This window comes from Pedococcus sp., from assembly GCF_036000045.1.
Taxonomy (GTDB): Bacteria; Actinomycetota; Actinomycetes; order Actinomycetales; family Dermatophilaceae; genus Pedococcus.
In genome coordinates, this window is the sequence record NZ_DASYGF010000027.1 from 1 (window position 1) to 13778 (window position 13778).

13 protein-coding genes and 1 tRNA gene are annotated in these 13778 nt (G+C 71.6%); 1 reads left to right on the forward strand and 13 read right to left on the reverse strand.

Features of this window, described 5'->3' with window-relative positions:
- Positions 1-463 precede the first annotated feature (463 nt).
- From VGN50_RS05310 to VGN50_RS05330, 5 genes are all read right to left on the reverse strand, one after another.
- Positions 464-536: transfer RNA gene (locus tag VGN50_RS05310), tRNA-Ala, on the reverse strand.
- A gap of 107 nt (positions 537-643) precedes the next feature.
- Positions 644-1285, reverse strand: coding sequence for a histidine phosphatase family protein (locus tag VGN50_RS05315; protein WP_327443644.1), 642 nt, complete (start codon positions 1283-1285; stop codon positions 644-646).
- Between the two features lie 6 nt (positions 1286-1291).
- Positions 1292-1666: a ribosome silencing factor gene (gene rsfS, locus VGN50_RS05320; protein WP_327443645.1), complete on the reverse strand. Its 375-nt coding sequence runs from the start codon at positions 1664-1666 to the stop codon at positions 1292-1294.
- A gap of 7 nt (positions 1667-1673) precedes the next feature.
- Positions 1674-2279 carry a nicotinate-nucleotide adenylyltransferase gene (gene nadD / locus VGN50_RS05325; RefSeq protein ID WP_327443647.1) on the reverse strand — a complete coding sequence of 202 codons (606 nt, stop codon included), beginning with the start codon at positions 2277-2279 and terminating at the stop codon, positions 1674-1676.
- Between the two features lie 2 nt (positions 2280-2281).
- Complete coding sequence (locus VGN50_RS05330; protein WP_327443648.1) at positions 2282-2515, reverse strand: hypothetical protein; 234 nt, start codon at positions 2513-2515, stop codon at positions 2282-2284.
- A gap of 651 nt (positions 2516-3166) precedes the next feature.
- On the opposite strand from VGN50_RS05330, the gene VGN50_RS05335 reads away from it, so the two are divergent.
- Entirely contained in the window at positions 3167-4207 is a 1041-nt protein-coding gene (locus VGN50_RS05335) for a glycosyltransferase family 2 protein (protein WP_327443679.1), read from the forward strand.
- Here VGN50_RS05335 and VGN50_RS05340 read toward each other — a convergent pair.
- From VGN50_RS05340 to VGN50_RS05375, 8 genes are all read right to left on the reverse strand, one after another.
- A complete protein-coding gene (locus VGN50_RS05340) occupies positions 4155-4850 on the reverse strand; it encodes a class I SAM-dependent methyltransferase (RefSeq protein ID WP_327443649.1) in 696 nt (231 codons plus the stop codon). The genes VGN50_RS05335 and VGN50_RS05340 overlap by 53 nt on opposite strands.
- A gap of 28 nt (positions 4851-4878) precedes the next feature.
- Positions 4879-6171 carry a glutamate-5-semialdehyde dehydrogenase gene (locus tag VGN50_RS05345; protein WP_327443650.1) on the reverse strand — a complete coding sequence of 431 codons (1293 nt, stop codon included), beginning with the start codon at positions 6169-6171 and terminating at the stop codon, positions 4879-4881.
- Between the two features lie 110 nt (positions 6172-6281).
- Positions 6282-7406, reverse strand: coding sequence for a glutamate 5-kinase (gene proB / locus VGN50_RS05350; RefSeq protein WP_327443651.1), 1125 nt, complete (start codon positions 7404-7406; stop codon positions 6282-6284).
- Positions 7403-8935, reverse strand: coding sequence for a GTPase ObgE (gene obgE, locus VGN50_RS05355; RefSeq protein ID WP_327443652.1), 1533 nt, complete (start codon positions 8933-8935; stop codon positions 7403-7405). The genes proB and obgE overlap by 4 nt, the downstream gene beginning before the upstream one ends.
- Before the next feature lie 139 nt (positions 8936-9074).
- Positions 9075-9344: a 50S ribosomal protein L27 gene (gene rpmA, locus VGN50_RS05360; RefSeq protein ID WP_327443653.1), complete on the reverse strand. Its 270-nt coding sequence runs from the start codon at positions 9342-9344 to the stop codon at positions 9075-9077.
- A 46-nt stretch (positions 9345-9390) separates the two neighbouring features.
- Complete coding sequence (gene rplU / locus VGN50_RS05365; RefSeq protein WP_327443654.1) at positions 9391-9699, reverse strand: 50S ribosomal protein L21; 309 nt, start codon at positions 9697-9699, stop codon at positions 9391-9393.
- Between the two features lie 179 nt (positions 9700-9878).
- The gene (locus VGN50_RS05370; RefSeq protein ID WP_327443655.1) at positions 9879-12818 is read right to left on the reverse strand and encodes an Rne/Rng family ribonuclease; all 2940 of its coding nucleotides are present in this window, start codon (positions 12816-12818) and stop codon (positions 9879-9881) included.
- Positions 12819-12990: 172 nt separating this feature from the next.
- A complete protein-coding gene (locus VGN50_RS05375) occupies positions 12991-13743 on the reverse strand; it encodes a TIGR03936 family radical SAM-associated protein (RefSeq protein ID WP_327443656.1) in 753 nt (250 codons plus the stop codon).
- Between the last annotated feature and the right edge of the window lie 35 nt (positions 13744-13778).

Here is a 13778-nt window from a genome sequence, read left to right on the forward strand (position 1 = left end):
GGGCACACGTCGGGCCTGCGACACTCGCCTGGGAAGGCAAGCCGGGGTTGACTCCAGCGCCAGGTCCACCAGAAGGGCTTCCGGTCCCTGAACCAAGAGGCGACAGAACGTGCCCGTGCCAATGACGTGCTCGACCGCCCATCCGCGACCCTGAGCAGCTGAGGTGAACTCGTCCCTGGCTCTGGTCACGTCTCCTTGACCCTGGGCGGTGAAGAAGTCCAGGTCCTGGGTGGGGCGATGCGTCAGTCCCTGGGCCGCGAGGGCCGCGCCGCCGGCAAGCAAGAAGCCTTTGCTTGCCGGCAAGCTGAAGAAGAGCTCCGCGAGCTGGCCCTGCTCGGTCCGCCCCCCTGCCCGGCCCGAAATGCCAACGAAGCCCTCCCCGGTTGGCCCGGGAAGGGCTTCGTTGTTCGTTCTTCCGACCATCGGTCGGCCAGTGGGCTGACCATCGGTTAGCCACTTGGGGTGGAGCTGAGGGGATTCGAACCCCTGACCCCTTCCATGCCATGGAAGTGCGCTACCAGCTGCGCCACAGCCCCGGATCTCCCGAGGGGAGGTCCCCCGGAGGGGACTGCGGAAGTTTACCCAGGGACCCACCCGTTTCACCAAATCGAGGCCCGGCAACGGGGCCGGGGCGCAGCACCGCTCAGGCGCCGACGTTCCAGGTCTGGATGCGCCAGCCGGTCTCGGCCTCCACGACCTCAGCCCAGTGGCAGTTGCCGAACCCGCCGAGCACCCGCCACGCCGTGAGCCGGTCGAGGTCCACGAGCTCGGCGATGACGACGCGGCCCGTGACGCCGTGGGTGGCGACGACCGCCGTCTCACCCGGCCCCAGCGCGTCGAGCAGCTCGTCCAATGCGCCACGGACGCGCTGGGCCACGTCAGAGAGCGCCTCGCCGTCTACGCCGCGCCGGAAGTCCTCACCTCGCAGGTGCCGCAGCCGCTCCTCGGGGTACTCGGCGTTCACCTCGGCCGCAGTCAGGCCGGCCCACTGGCCGACGTGGATCTCGCGCCACCGGCGGTCGTAGGTGATCGGCGCGTCGCACGCGCGCGCCACTTCGTCACCGGTCTCTGCCGCGCGCTTGAGGTCCGAGGCCACCACGAGGGCAGGCCTGTATGCCGCGAGCGCGAGCGCCGCGGTGCGCGCCTGCTCGCGGCCGAGGGACGACAGGTCGCTGTCGATCTGGCCCTGCCACACGCCCCGGGCGTTGTGGTCGGTCTCGCCGTGGCGCAGCACGATCACCCTGCGGGCGGAGCGGGACCGCTCCGACTGCCCTGCGGTGGCCACGGGTGGCTAGGCCTCGCGGCGCTTGGGCACGCCCAGGTCGATCTCGGGGCAGTCCTTCCACAGGCGCTCCAGCTCGTAGAACTCGCGCTCCTCGTCGTGCTGGACGTGGACGACGATGTCGCCGAAGTCGAGCAGCACCCAACGGCCGTCGCGCTCCCCCTCACGACGGATCGGCTTGGCGCCCTTGAGGCGCAGCTGGTCCTCCACCTCGTCCACGATGGCCCCGACCTGGCGGTCGCTGCTGGCGGAGACGATGACGAAGGCGTCGGTGAGCGCCAGCTGTTCGCTGACGTCGATCCCGGCGATGGTGGTGGCGAGCTTCTCGTCGGCGGCCGCGGCGGCGGTCCTGGCCAGGTCGAGGGAACGTTCGGTAGCGGGCACTGCTCTCCTACTCGGCGACTGTGGCGGCGGGCTGGCCCGCGGCATACAGCCGGTATTTGTTGATGTACTGGACGACGCCGTCGGGCACGAGGTACCAGACCGGCTCGGCTCGCTCGACGCGTGCGCGGCAGTCCGTCGAGCTGATCGCCATGGCGGGCACCTCTTCGAGGGTGACCCGGTCGGCGGGCAGGCCGGACTCCGAGAGCGGGTACCCGGGCCGGGTGACGCCGATGAAGTGGGCCAGCTCGAACAGCTCGTCCGCGTCCTTCCACGACAGGATCTGGGCCAGGGCGTCCGCACCTGTGATGAAGAAGAGCTCGGCACCCGGTCGCTCGGCACGCAGGTCGCGCAGCGTGTCGATGGTGTAGGTCGGCCCGGGACGGTCGATGTCGACCCGGCTCACGGTGAAGCGGGGGTTGGAGGCCGTCGCGATGACGGTCATCAGGTAGCGGTCCTCGGGGGGGCTGACCGCCAGCGCGTCCTTCTGCCAGGGCAGGCCGGTGGGGACGAACACGACCTCGTCGAGCCCGAACCTGGCCTGGACCTCGGAGGCGGCCACCAGGTGGCCGTGATGGATCGGGTCGAACGTCCCGCCCATCACTCCGAGCCGCATGGTCAGTGGTGGCTGCCCTGGTGGTCGTCGTGCGCGTGCGCCTCGGAGGCGGCCGTGTGGTGCCCGTGGACGGTGCCGGCCCCCAGCTTGGCGGCGGTCCCACGGAAGGACCAGAGCACACCGAGGAGCAGCAGGAAACCGATGAACGCCAGCGCGCCGTAGGCCAGGGGCGGCATGGGGAGCGCCCGCGTGGGCTCCTCGGAGGCGGCGAGCAGGTGCGACAAGGACAGGGACATGGCCACAGCGTACCCGCAGCCCAGGACGGGACATGGCGAGCACTGCGCAGCGAGAGGCGGCCGACTCGCGCCATCTCGCTATCCACCACTTTCGTGCACAGGGGTGTGCACAACCGGGGCCGACGAGCACGGCGCCATGTGGACAAGGGTGTGGGAAACCGGTGCACGACAATTGGTTTCCGGAAACGCTTGCGGCGCAGTCGATCCGAGGACTAGAAATCTCTCACGCGCTCCGGCTGGCAGGTCGAGAAGGGGAAACCCGGATCGGTCTGCGGACTGGAGTACAGGTCAGCCGGATAACGGTGGACCGCCTCCCTGGGGCTTCCCCCAAGGAGGTCCCTGGGCCGCGAGGCCAAGGGTCCGTGGGCGACGCCGCGGAGGCCCTCCGAGCCCGCTGACCAGATCGCATCGTCATCGGTGCGCCGGCTCGCCGGACTCCGATGACGCCACCGTCGCAGTGGAGACCGCCCGTGGCTCGCCAGGGTGCGGGGCGATCGAACCGGGGCAGAAGCAACCGGTCGGCCACGCCGACCAGCCAGACCTGCACCACCAGAGGGCCCCTCGAACTCATACTTCGAGGGGCCCTCGCCAGTCCCGGCCCTGTGACCCGGGGCGCGACCGTAGGCTGGCCTCATGGATGCCACGGACCCGATGGACCCGCTGGATCGCGCGCTGAGCGATCCCACGCTGGGTCGTCCCGAGCTGAGCATCGTCATCCCCGTGTTCAACGAGGAGGACGTGCTCCCCCTGCTCGCGCTGCGGCTACGGCCGGTGGCGGACGGGCTCGGCCGGTCCTACGAGGTCATCGCCGTCGACGACGGGAGCAACGACCAGTCACCGGTGGTACTCCAGCGGTTGCGGCGCGAGTGGCCGCAGCTGCGGGTCGTGCGGCTGCGGGCCAACGCGGGCCACCAGGCCGCCATCTCGGCCGGTCTCGCGTGCGCTCGGGGCGACTACGTCGTCACCCTCGACGCCGACCTGCAGGACCCGCCCGAGGTCCTCCCAGAGATGCTGGCCGCCATGCGCGGCGGGGTGGATGTCGTCTACGGGGTGCGTTCAGACCGCTCGAGCGACTCGGCCTTCAAGCGGCTGAGCGCACGCGCCTTCTACCGGCTCATCCGGATCCTCTCGGGAACCCACGCGCAGGTCGACGCGGGTGACTACCGCCTCATGTCGCGGGCGACAGTCGACGCCATCAACGCGCTACCCGAGCATCACCGCGTGCTCAGGTTCGTGGTCCCGGCGCTGGGCTTCCCCTCGGCGTCCGTCGCGTACCACCGCGACGAGCGAGCCGCAGGCAGGTCCAAGTACCCCTTGTCGAAGATGATCCGGCTCTCGCTCGACAGCGTGACCGGCTTCTCCACCGCGCCGCTGCGGGCGGCGACCTGGCTGGGCCTGCTCGGCGGCGTCGGCGCACTGGCCCTGCTCGGCTACGCGTTGGTGGCGATGGCGGTCGGGCACACCCTTCCGGGCTGGACCTCGACCGTGGTGGCCGTGGCAGGTGTCGGTGCGGTGCAGCTGCTCTGCCTGGGCATCCTCGGCGAGTACGTCGGGCGGATGTACGCCCATCTCCAGGCGCGACCGACCTACTTCGTCGCCTACGACTCGCTCGCCTCCACCTCGACCGGCCAGCGGTCCGCTACGCCCGCGGACGAGCCTCTGCGAGCAGAGTCACGCCGGGCATCGCTTTGACCGGCAGGTAGCGCTCGAGGGTGACGACGGCCCGCAGGGCCACGTTCAGGACGGCCGGGACCTGCTCGAGGTCCGAGCCCGAGGACGACCGGCGGCGCAGTGCCACGACCGGACGGAGCAGGACGTTCCATGAGGTCAGGGACGTCACCTCGAAGCCTCCACGCTCGAGGACCTGGCTCAGCGTGGCCCTCGTGTAGCGCCGGACGTGGTCCACGGCCACGTCGTGCTCGGACCACAGCCTGGGGTCGGCGGGCACGGCGATGAGGAAGTGTCCGGTAGGCCTCAGCACCCGCAGCACCTCGGCGACCGCCGCGTCGTCGTCGAGGATGTGCTCGAGCACGTCGAACGCCACGACGAGGTCGAGGCTGTCGTCCTCCACGGGCAGCGCCGTGGCGTCGCCACGCAGCACGGGCAGCCCTCGCTCGGCCGCCACGGCCGCGCCGTCGGCGCCGTACTCCAAGGCAGCGACCGACCAGCCGGCAGCCTGCAGGACCCTGGTGTTGCCGCCACCCGCGGCGCCGATGTCCATGGCTCGCCCGGGCCGCAGCCCTCGGATCGCCTGTCGGAGCAGGTGCCGCCGCTCCTGGTACCACCAGTGCGCGTCCTCGACCGCCGCCAGCTTGCGAACCTCAGTGCCTTCCACGGGCAGCCATCCTGCCAGCAGCCCCGGCCTAGGCGCGCACCTGCCCGTCGCCCTCCACGATCCACTTGGTGGTGGTGAGCTCGGGGAGCGCCATCGGCCCGCGCGCGTGCAGCTTCTGGGTGGAGATGCCGATCTCGGCGCCGAAGCCGAACTCGCCCCCGTCCGTGAACCGCGTGGACGCGTTGACCATCACTGCGGCGGCGTCGACCTCGGCGGTGAACCGGCGCGCGGCGGCGCGGTCCTCGGTGACGATCGCTTCGGTGTGGCCGGACCCGTACCGAGCGATGTGGTCGAGCGCCGCGTCGAGGTCCGCGACGACCCTGACGCTCAGCTCGAGCGCCAGATACTCGGTCGCGAAGTCCTCCTCCGTCGCCGCCTCGTGGGGGACGCCGGCGGTCTCGGCCACGGCGCCGGATGCGATGTCGGTGTGGAGCACGACCCCGGCCCCGGAGAGCTCCGCGAGAGCCTTGGGCAGGAAGTCCGCAGCGACCTGCTCGTGGACCAGCAGCGACTCGGCAGCGTTGCAGACACTCGGCCGGTGGGTCTTGGAGTTGACCGCGATGGCCAGCGCCTTGTCGAGGTCGGCCGCCGCGTCGACGTAGACATGGCAGTTGCCGACGCCCGTCTCGATGACCGGGACCGTGGACTCCAGCACCACTGTCTGGATCAGGCCCGCCCCACCCCTTGGGATGATCAGGTCCACCAGGCCACGAGCTGTCAGGAGCGCACGCACCGCATCACGGCCACCCTCCAGCAGTGTGATGGAGTCCTCCGGAAGCCCCTGTGCTGCAAGGGCTTTGCGCATGACCCCGACCAGTGCGTGATTCGTGCTCTCGGCGGCTGAGCCCCCGCGGAGGATCACCGCGTTGCCTGACTTGAGCCCCAGGCCGGCGGCGTCGACGGTGACGTTGGGTCGCGCCTCGTAGACCATGCCGACCACGCCCATGGGCACGCGCACCTGCCGGATCTGGAGCCCGTTGGCCAGGGTCGACCCGCGCACGACCTCTCCCACGGGGTCGGGCAGTCCGGCGACGTCGCGCAGGGCCTGGGCCACCGAGGCGACGCGGGTGGAGTCGAGGGCGAGTCGGTCGAGCAGGCCCTGCGGCATACCGCCGTCACGACCGCGGGCGAGGTCCTCCTCGTTGGCGGCGACGATGTCATCGGTGGCGGCCACGAGGGCGTCCGCGAGCGCCAACAGCGCGGCGTCCTTCTCGGCGCGGTGCGCGAGGGCGAGCCGGCGCGAGGCCACGCGGGCGGCGCGGGCCGCCGTCGCCACCTGCTCGACGGCCGCGGGGTCGATGCTGGGGATCTGCTCAGCCATGCTTCAAGGGTATGCCGCGGTCCCCCACCGTCCGCCGCCCGTCCCGACCGCCGGACTGCTGCGTCAGCGCAGCGCGAGACGCTTGGGTCACCGCAGCGAGAGACTCTGCCTCAGAGCAGGGCGAGGTCGTCGCGGTGCACGACCTCGCGCTCGTACGCGGGACCCAGGTCCTTGGCCAGGTCGCGCGTCGAGCGGCCCAGCATGCTCGGCAGCTCGGCCGAGGTGTAGTTCACGAGCCCACGGGCGATGACCCGGCCGTCGGGGGTGCACAGGTCCACGGGGTCGCCGTCGACGAACGTGCCCTCCACGGCCGAGATGCCGGCCGGCAGCAGCGAGGTGCGGCGCTCGGTGACGGCTCGCACCGCCCCGGCGTCGAGGACGAGCCGGCCGCGCGGGGTGGTGGCGTGCGCCAGCCACAGCTTTCGCGAGGTACGGCGCGACCCACTGGGGACGAAGACGGTGCCGACGTCGGCACCCTCAAGCGCCTCCTGGATGCGCGCGGAGCTGGTGAGCACCGTGGTGATGCCGGCGGCGTTCGCGATCGACGCCGCCTCGACCTTGGTGACCATCCCACCGCTGCCGACGCCCGATCCGGTGCCTCCGATGACCACGTCGTCGAGCCCGGCGCCACCGACGACGAGCGGCACCCGCGCACTGCCCGCCCGGCTCGGCGGCCCGTCATACAGGGCGTCGACGTCGGTGAGCAGCAGCAGGCCGTCGGCATGCACGAGGTGGGCGACCAGAGCGGCCAGCCGGTCGTTGTCGCCGAACCGGATCTCCTGGGTGGCGACGGTGTCGTTCTCGTTGACGATGGGCACGATTCCGAGCTCGAGGAGCCGGTCGAGCGTGCGGCGGGCGTTGGTGTAGTGCGAGCGACGCGTCACGTCGTCGGCGGTGAGCAGCACCTGCCCCACCGTGAGGCCGTGGGCTCCGAACGCCCGCTGGTATGCCGCGACGAGGGCTCCCTGCCCGACACTGGCCGCCGCTTGCTGGGTGGCGAGGTCGTGCGGGCGCCGGGCGAGTCCCAGGGGGCTGATACCGGCGGCGATGGCACCCGAGGAGACGAGGACGACCTGCTGGCCCGCGAGCCGTCGAGCCGCCAGGGCCTCGACGATCGTCACCAGCCGGCTCTCGTCGAGCGACCCTCCGTCGGCGCCGGTCAGCGAGGACGAGCCGACCTTGACCACCAGCCGACGGGCCCGTGCCACGTCCTGGCGCCGCTCGGCACCGCTCACGCGTCGTCCTCGTCCTCGTCCTTGGCGGTCGCCCAGTGGCCGGCCTTTCGCTCTGCGGCGAGCTCGCTGCGGGCGGCCGACTTGGCGGCGCGGCGGTCGGCGTAGTCGGCGCGCTTCTCGTCGCGCGTGGGCCGCGAGGCCTCCTCGAGGCGCAGGTCGGTGCCCCGCGCTCCCAGCAGCTCGGCTCCGGTGGCCAGCGTCGGCTCCCAGTCGAAGACGACCGCATTGTCCTGCGGCCCGATGAGCACGGTGGCGCCCGCGAGCGCGCCGGCCTTGAACAGCGCCTCCTCGATGCCGAGGCGGTTCAGGCGGTCGGCGAGGTAGCCGACGGCCTCGTCGTTGGAGAAGTCCGTCTGGCGCACCCAGCGTGTGGGGCGCTCACCGTCGATTCGGAAGACCTCGCCGTCGGCGGTGTTCTCGCGCACGACGGTGAAGCCGGTGTCGTCGACGGCCTTGGGCCGGATCACGACCCGCTGCGGCGTGGCGGCCGCGGCCTCGATCTCGGCGCGCGCCGCCGTCACGTGACGGGCCATGGCGAAGGTGAGCTCGCGCAGCCCCGTGTGGGCCACTGCGGAGACCGTGAACACCTCGACACCGTGGGCCTCCAGCTCGGGCGTGACCAGCTCGGCGAGCTCGCGCGCCTCGGGCACGTCGGCCTTGTTGAGCACGACGATCCGGGTGCGCTCGGACAGTGGCCGGCCGCCCAGGGTCTCGTCGGGGACGTACTGAGAGAGCTCCTGCTCGATGACCTCGAGGTCGGTCATCGGGTCACGGCCGGGCTCCAGGGTCGCGCAGTCGATGACATGCACCAGCACCGAGCACCGCTCGACGTGACGCAGGAACTCCAGCCCGAGACCCTTGCCCTGGCTGGCGCCCGGGATCAGCCCCGGCACGTCGGCCACGGTGAACCGCTGCTCCCCCGCCTGGACCACGCCGAGGTTGGGGACCAGGGTCGTGAACGGGTAGTCGGCGATCTTGGGGCGCGCCGCCGACAGGACGGAGACGAGCGAGGACTTGCCCGCGGACGGGAACCCGATCAGGGCGACGTCGGCCAGCGACTTCAGCTCGAGCAGGATGTCGAGAGCGTCACCCGGCTCACCCAGCAGCGCGAAGCCGGGCGCCTTGCGACGAGCCGAGGCGAGCGCCTTGTTGCCCAGGCCCCCGCGCCCGCCCCGCGCCGCCACGAACTCGGCATCGGGCGCCACGAGATCGGCCAGCACAGCCCCGGAGGCGTCCTTGACGACCGTGCCGGCGGGCACCGGCAGCACGAGGTCGGCACCGTCGGCGCCGTTGCGCTCGTCGCCTGCCCCCGGCTTGCCGTTGGTGGCCTTGCGGTGGGGGTGGCGGTGATAGTCGAGCAGCGTTGTGGCCTGAGCATCGACGCGCAGGACGACGTCACCGCCGTGGCCACCGTTGCCACCGTCGGGACCGCCGAGGGGCTTGAACTTCTCGCGCTTGACCGAGGCGACACCGTGTCCGCCGTCGCCGGCGGCGACGTGCAGCACGACGCGGTCGACGAACGTGGTCATGGGGCTCTTCTCTCTGTTCTCAGTGCGTGGGACGCGCCCCCGAGTCTAGGTGGGAGACGCGCGAAGGGGACGGGCCCGGTCAGGCCCGCCCCCTTCGAGGCGGTATGCCGCGTGGCTGGGCCACGCGGCATACCTCAGATCAGCTGGCGTCCGCGGTCTGGGCGGGGACGATGTTGACGACGCGACGACGACGACGCGTGCCGAACTCGACGTTGCCCGCGACGAGCGCGAACAGGGTGTCGTCGCTGCCGCGGCCGACGCCCTCACCGGGGTGGAAGTGCGTGCCGCGCTGACGGACGATGATCTCGCCCGCGTTGACGAGCTGGCCGCCGAAGCGCTTCACGCCGAGTCGCTGTGCGTTGGAGTCGCGACCGTTGCGGGTCGAGGACGCACCCTTCTTGTGTGCCATGTCAGTACCTGCCTTCTGCTCAGTCTGGGGTTCGAGGGGGCCGGACTCAGGCGTCGATCGCGGTGATCTTGACCTGGGTCAGGTGCTGACGGTGGCCCTGACGCTTCTTGTAGCCCGTCTTGTTCTTGTACTTGATGATCGTGATCTTGGGGCCCTTGGCGGGCTTGACGACCTCGGCCTTGACGGTGACCTTGGCGAGCTTGTCGGCATCGCTGGTGATCGTCGAGCCGTCCACCACGAGGAGAGGGGTCAGGTCAATGCTGTCGCCGGCCTTGCCACCGACCTTGTCGATGATCAGGACGTCGCCGACGGCGACCTTCTCCTGGCGGCCACCTGCGCGAACAATCGCGTACACGGGGAACTCTCTTTCGTACTTCGGGAGGCACGCGCTCTCTGTCTGGACCGGCCGACAGCGACCCGGGACAGAGAGCTCAACGCAGAGAACTCTGCCGACGGACGTCGGACGGTGGGCGCACCAAGGGCACAGATTACCGGGTGGGAGCGCCGCCGACCAAACTGGCGGCGCCCCGGCGCTCAGGAGGAGGCGGGCGCCCCGTCGGTCGACGGGCGAGGCGGCCCCGCAGGGGCGACCACACGACCGCGCTTGCGGCGCTTCGGAGCGGTCGCCGTGGCAGCCGCCGCGGCGGTGGGCTGAGCCGCTGCCGGCTCGGTCTGCACCTGCTCGGTCTGCACCTGCTCAGCCTGCACCTGCCGGGCGGGGGCCTGCTCGGTGCGCGTGCGCTCGGTGCTCGTGTCGGTGACCTGGGTGAGGTCGACCTGCTCCAGCTCGTGGTCATCGAGCCCGTCATGGTCGTGCCCGTCATGGTCGAGCCCGTCATGGTCGAGCCCGTCGAGCGACTCGGGGTGCTCCGCGGCGGACTTCAGGGCAGCCGCATGGGCCGCTGCCGCGATCTGAGCCGGCGTCGGCCCCGAGTGGACCGGTGCGGAGGCCTGCTCCGCCGGCTGGCTGGCTGCTCCGGAGCGACCACGGCGGGTCCGACCGGTGCGCGCCTGACCGCCACCTTGGGCGCCAGAGCCGCCATGACCGCCACCATGACCGGAACCGTCGTTCGAGGACTTCTCGACCGGGTCGGCGTGGACGATGATGCCGCGGCCACCACAGTGCTCACAGGTCTCGGAGAAGACCTCGATGAGGCCTGAGCCCACGCGCTTGCGGGTCATCTGGACCAGCCCGAGCGAGGTGACCTCGGCGACCTGGTGCTTGGTGCGGTCGCGTCCGAGGCACTCGAGCAGGCGGCGTACCACGAGCTCGCGGTTCGACTCGAGCACCATGTCGATGAAGTCGATGACGATGATGCCGCCGATGTCGCGCAGCCGCAGCTGACGGACGATCTCCTCGGCCGCCTCGATGTTGTTCTTGGTGACGGTCTCCTCGAGGTTGCCGCCCGAGCCCACGAACTTGCCCGTGTTGACGTCGACGACCGTCATCGCCTCGGTGCGGTCGATGACGAGGGAGCCACCGGAGGGCAGCCAGACCTTACGGTCCATCGCCTTGGCGATCTGCTCGTCCACGCGGTAGTGGGTGAACAGGTCCTGCTCGGACGTCCACCTGTGGAGACGCTCGGCCAGGTCGGGGGCGACATCGCTGAGGTACTCGCTCACCTCGGCATACGCCTGGTCACCGGCCACGACGAGCTGGGTGAAGTCCTCGTTGAAGACGTCGCGGATCACGCGAACGGTCAGGTCGGGCTCGCCGTGGACGAGCACCGGGCCGCCCCCCTTGGCCTTGCCCTTGGACTCGGCCTTCTGCTTGATCTTCTCCCAGGTCTTGGTGAGCCGCTCGACGTCCGCGCGCAGCTCGTCCTCGCTGGCGCCCTCGGCCGCCGTGCGCACGATGACGCCGGCACTGTCGGGGACGACCTCCTTGAGGATGCCCTTGAGGCGGGCCCGCTCGGTGTCAGGCAGCTTGCGCGAGATGCCCGTCATCGAGCCCTCGGGCACGTAGACCAGGTAACGCCCAGGCAGCGAGATCTGGCTCGTCAGCCGTGCGCCCTTGTGGCCGATCGGGTCCTTGGTGACCTGGACCAGCACTGCGTCGCCGGACTTCAGAGCGTTCTCGATGCGCTTGGGCTGGTTGTTCTCCAGGCCCGCGGCATCCCAGTTGACCTCACCGGCATACAGCACGGCGTTGCGGCCCTTGCCGATGTCGACGAACGCGGCCTCCATCGAGGGGAGGACGTTCTGCACCCGGCCCAGATAGACGTTGCCGGCCATGGAGGCGTTGCTCTCACGCGAGACGTAGTGCTCCACGAGGACGCCGTCCTCGAGCACACCGATCTGGGTCTTGCCATCTCGCTCGCGCACGGCCATGACCCGCTCGACGCTCTCGCGGCGCGCCAGGAACTCGGCCTCGGTGATCACCGTGCGGCGCCGGCCTGCCTCGCGGCCCTCGCGGCGGCGCTGCTTCTTGGCCTCGAGCCGCGTGGAGCCCTTGACGCTCTGGGGCTCGTCGCGGCGCGCCTCGCGCACGCGGGTGACGGTGCCGGGCGGGTCCTCGCTCTCGCCCGCGCCGCCGCGACGACGGCGGCGGCGACGACGGCTGGACGAACCGTCGCCCTCGGTCTCGTCATGGTCGGCGCTGTCGCTCGCCGTCTCGGCCCCGGCCTCGTCACGGTCCTTGCGCGTGTCACCGGCGTCGGAGGCCTCCGAGGCCCCCGCCGACTCGGCGGTCTCGCTCGAGTCGTCGGCGCGCCCGCGGCCCCGCCCCTTGCCGCCGCGACGGCGGCGGCGGCGACCGCCCTCACCACCGTCACCACCCTCGGAGTCGGTCTCGTCCGCGGGTCCCTGCGTCGCGGGGGCTGCCTCGGCGTCCACCGTGGCGTCAGGCTGGAGCGCCTCCGGGACGGGCTCGGCACTCGGGGCTGCGGCCTTCTTGGCTGTCTTGCGGGTCCGGCGTGCGGGGGCGCTGGCGACATCGGGCGCCTGGAACAGCACACCGAAACTGGGCACGGTGGCGGCCGGCTGCGACATCTCGTCGTCGTGCGGCGTCTCGTCGTCCTGCGCCGCCTCGGGCTCCTGAACCGGCTCGTCGCCGGCAGCGGCGTCTACCGGCTCCGCCGGGACGGCGGCCTTCTTGCTGGCGCGCTTGGCGGGGGCCTTCTTGGCGGCCCTCTTGGCCGTGGCCTTCTTCGCTGCGGGGGCCGGCGTCCCCTGTTCGGCGCTCCCCTCGGCGGTGGCGTCCTTGGCCGCCGACGGCTGCTGCCCCTGCGGCTCCTCCGATGACTGCTCAGGCGCCGGCGCCGGGGCAGGCGCGGAGGCCTTCTTGGTGGCGCGCCGGGCGCGCTTGCGAGCCGGGGCGGGCGCCTCGCCGGAACCGTCGCCCGCAGCCGCGGAGCTGTCGGTCGGTGCGGCGTCGCTGGCGGGGTCGCTGGCGGGGTCCCTGGCGGGGTCCCTGGCGGGGTCGTGGCGTTCGGCGTTCTCGGTTGTCGGGAACAGGTCTTCAGTGGAGGCCATCGCGGCGTCCTTCCGTCACCCACGAGGCGAGGGCCACACCCGAGCGGCCCTCTCGGGCCACTCCGATCAGCCGCGTGGTGCGTGTCATGCGTCGTGTCGGGGGCGGGTGCCTCCGACACGGAAGTCGGTTGGCTACGCCTGTCGAGGCTCGCGCAGGTCGCGCGGCACCAGCTCAGGCGCCGTCGGCGTACTCGTCGGCAGCCAGTGGATCAGCCACCCCAGCGGTTGCGGTGTGCAGCGGGCCCTGCGCCAGCCGGGTCACCAGGGGCGGTGTCGGTGGCGCCAGCGCGGATACTGCTCGCAGCGCGGTCAGAACGTCGTCGGGGCGCACGGCCGGTGTGGTATGCCGTACGACCACCCGCAGTATCGCACAGTCCGACCCCGAAGAGTCCGTCACACCCATCGACACGAGGGCCGACCTGACGTCGAAGGTCCGCGGGCCGGTCTTGAAGGTGCGGGTGACCTCGGCCCGCTCCCTCGCCCAGAGCAGGTCCGCGGCCCGCTGCAGCTCCTCGCGCCCGAGCCCGCGGAACTCCATCACCCAGTCGCTCGCCTGGAGGCGGTCGGCGAGGGCTCCCTGGCGCGCCTCGACCACCTCGAGGATGTCGAGCCCGACCGGCAGCGCCGCGCCCAGGGCCTCGCGCACCGCCGCTGGGTCGACCCGCTCGGTCACCGAGATCTCGAAGTACTCGGCCTCGCTGGCGGTCCCGGTCGGGGCTGCGTTCGCGTACGAGATCTTCGGATGCGGGTGGAACCCCGCGGAGAAGGCCATGGGCACCCTCGCGCGGCGCAACGCCCGCTCCAGCGCCCGCTGGAAGTCACGGGTCGAGGAGAAGCGCAGCCGGCCGCGCTTGGCGTACCGCACCCGCAGCTTCTGGACCGCGGGAGCGGGAGGGGGTCCTTCGGGAACGCGCTGCCGGGCCATGTCCACCAGCCTACGGAATCCGCAGTCGCCCTCGG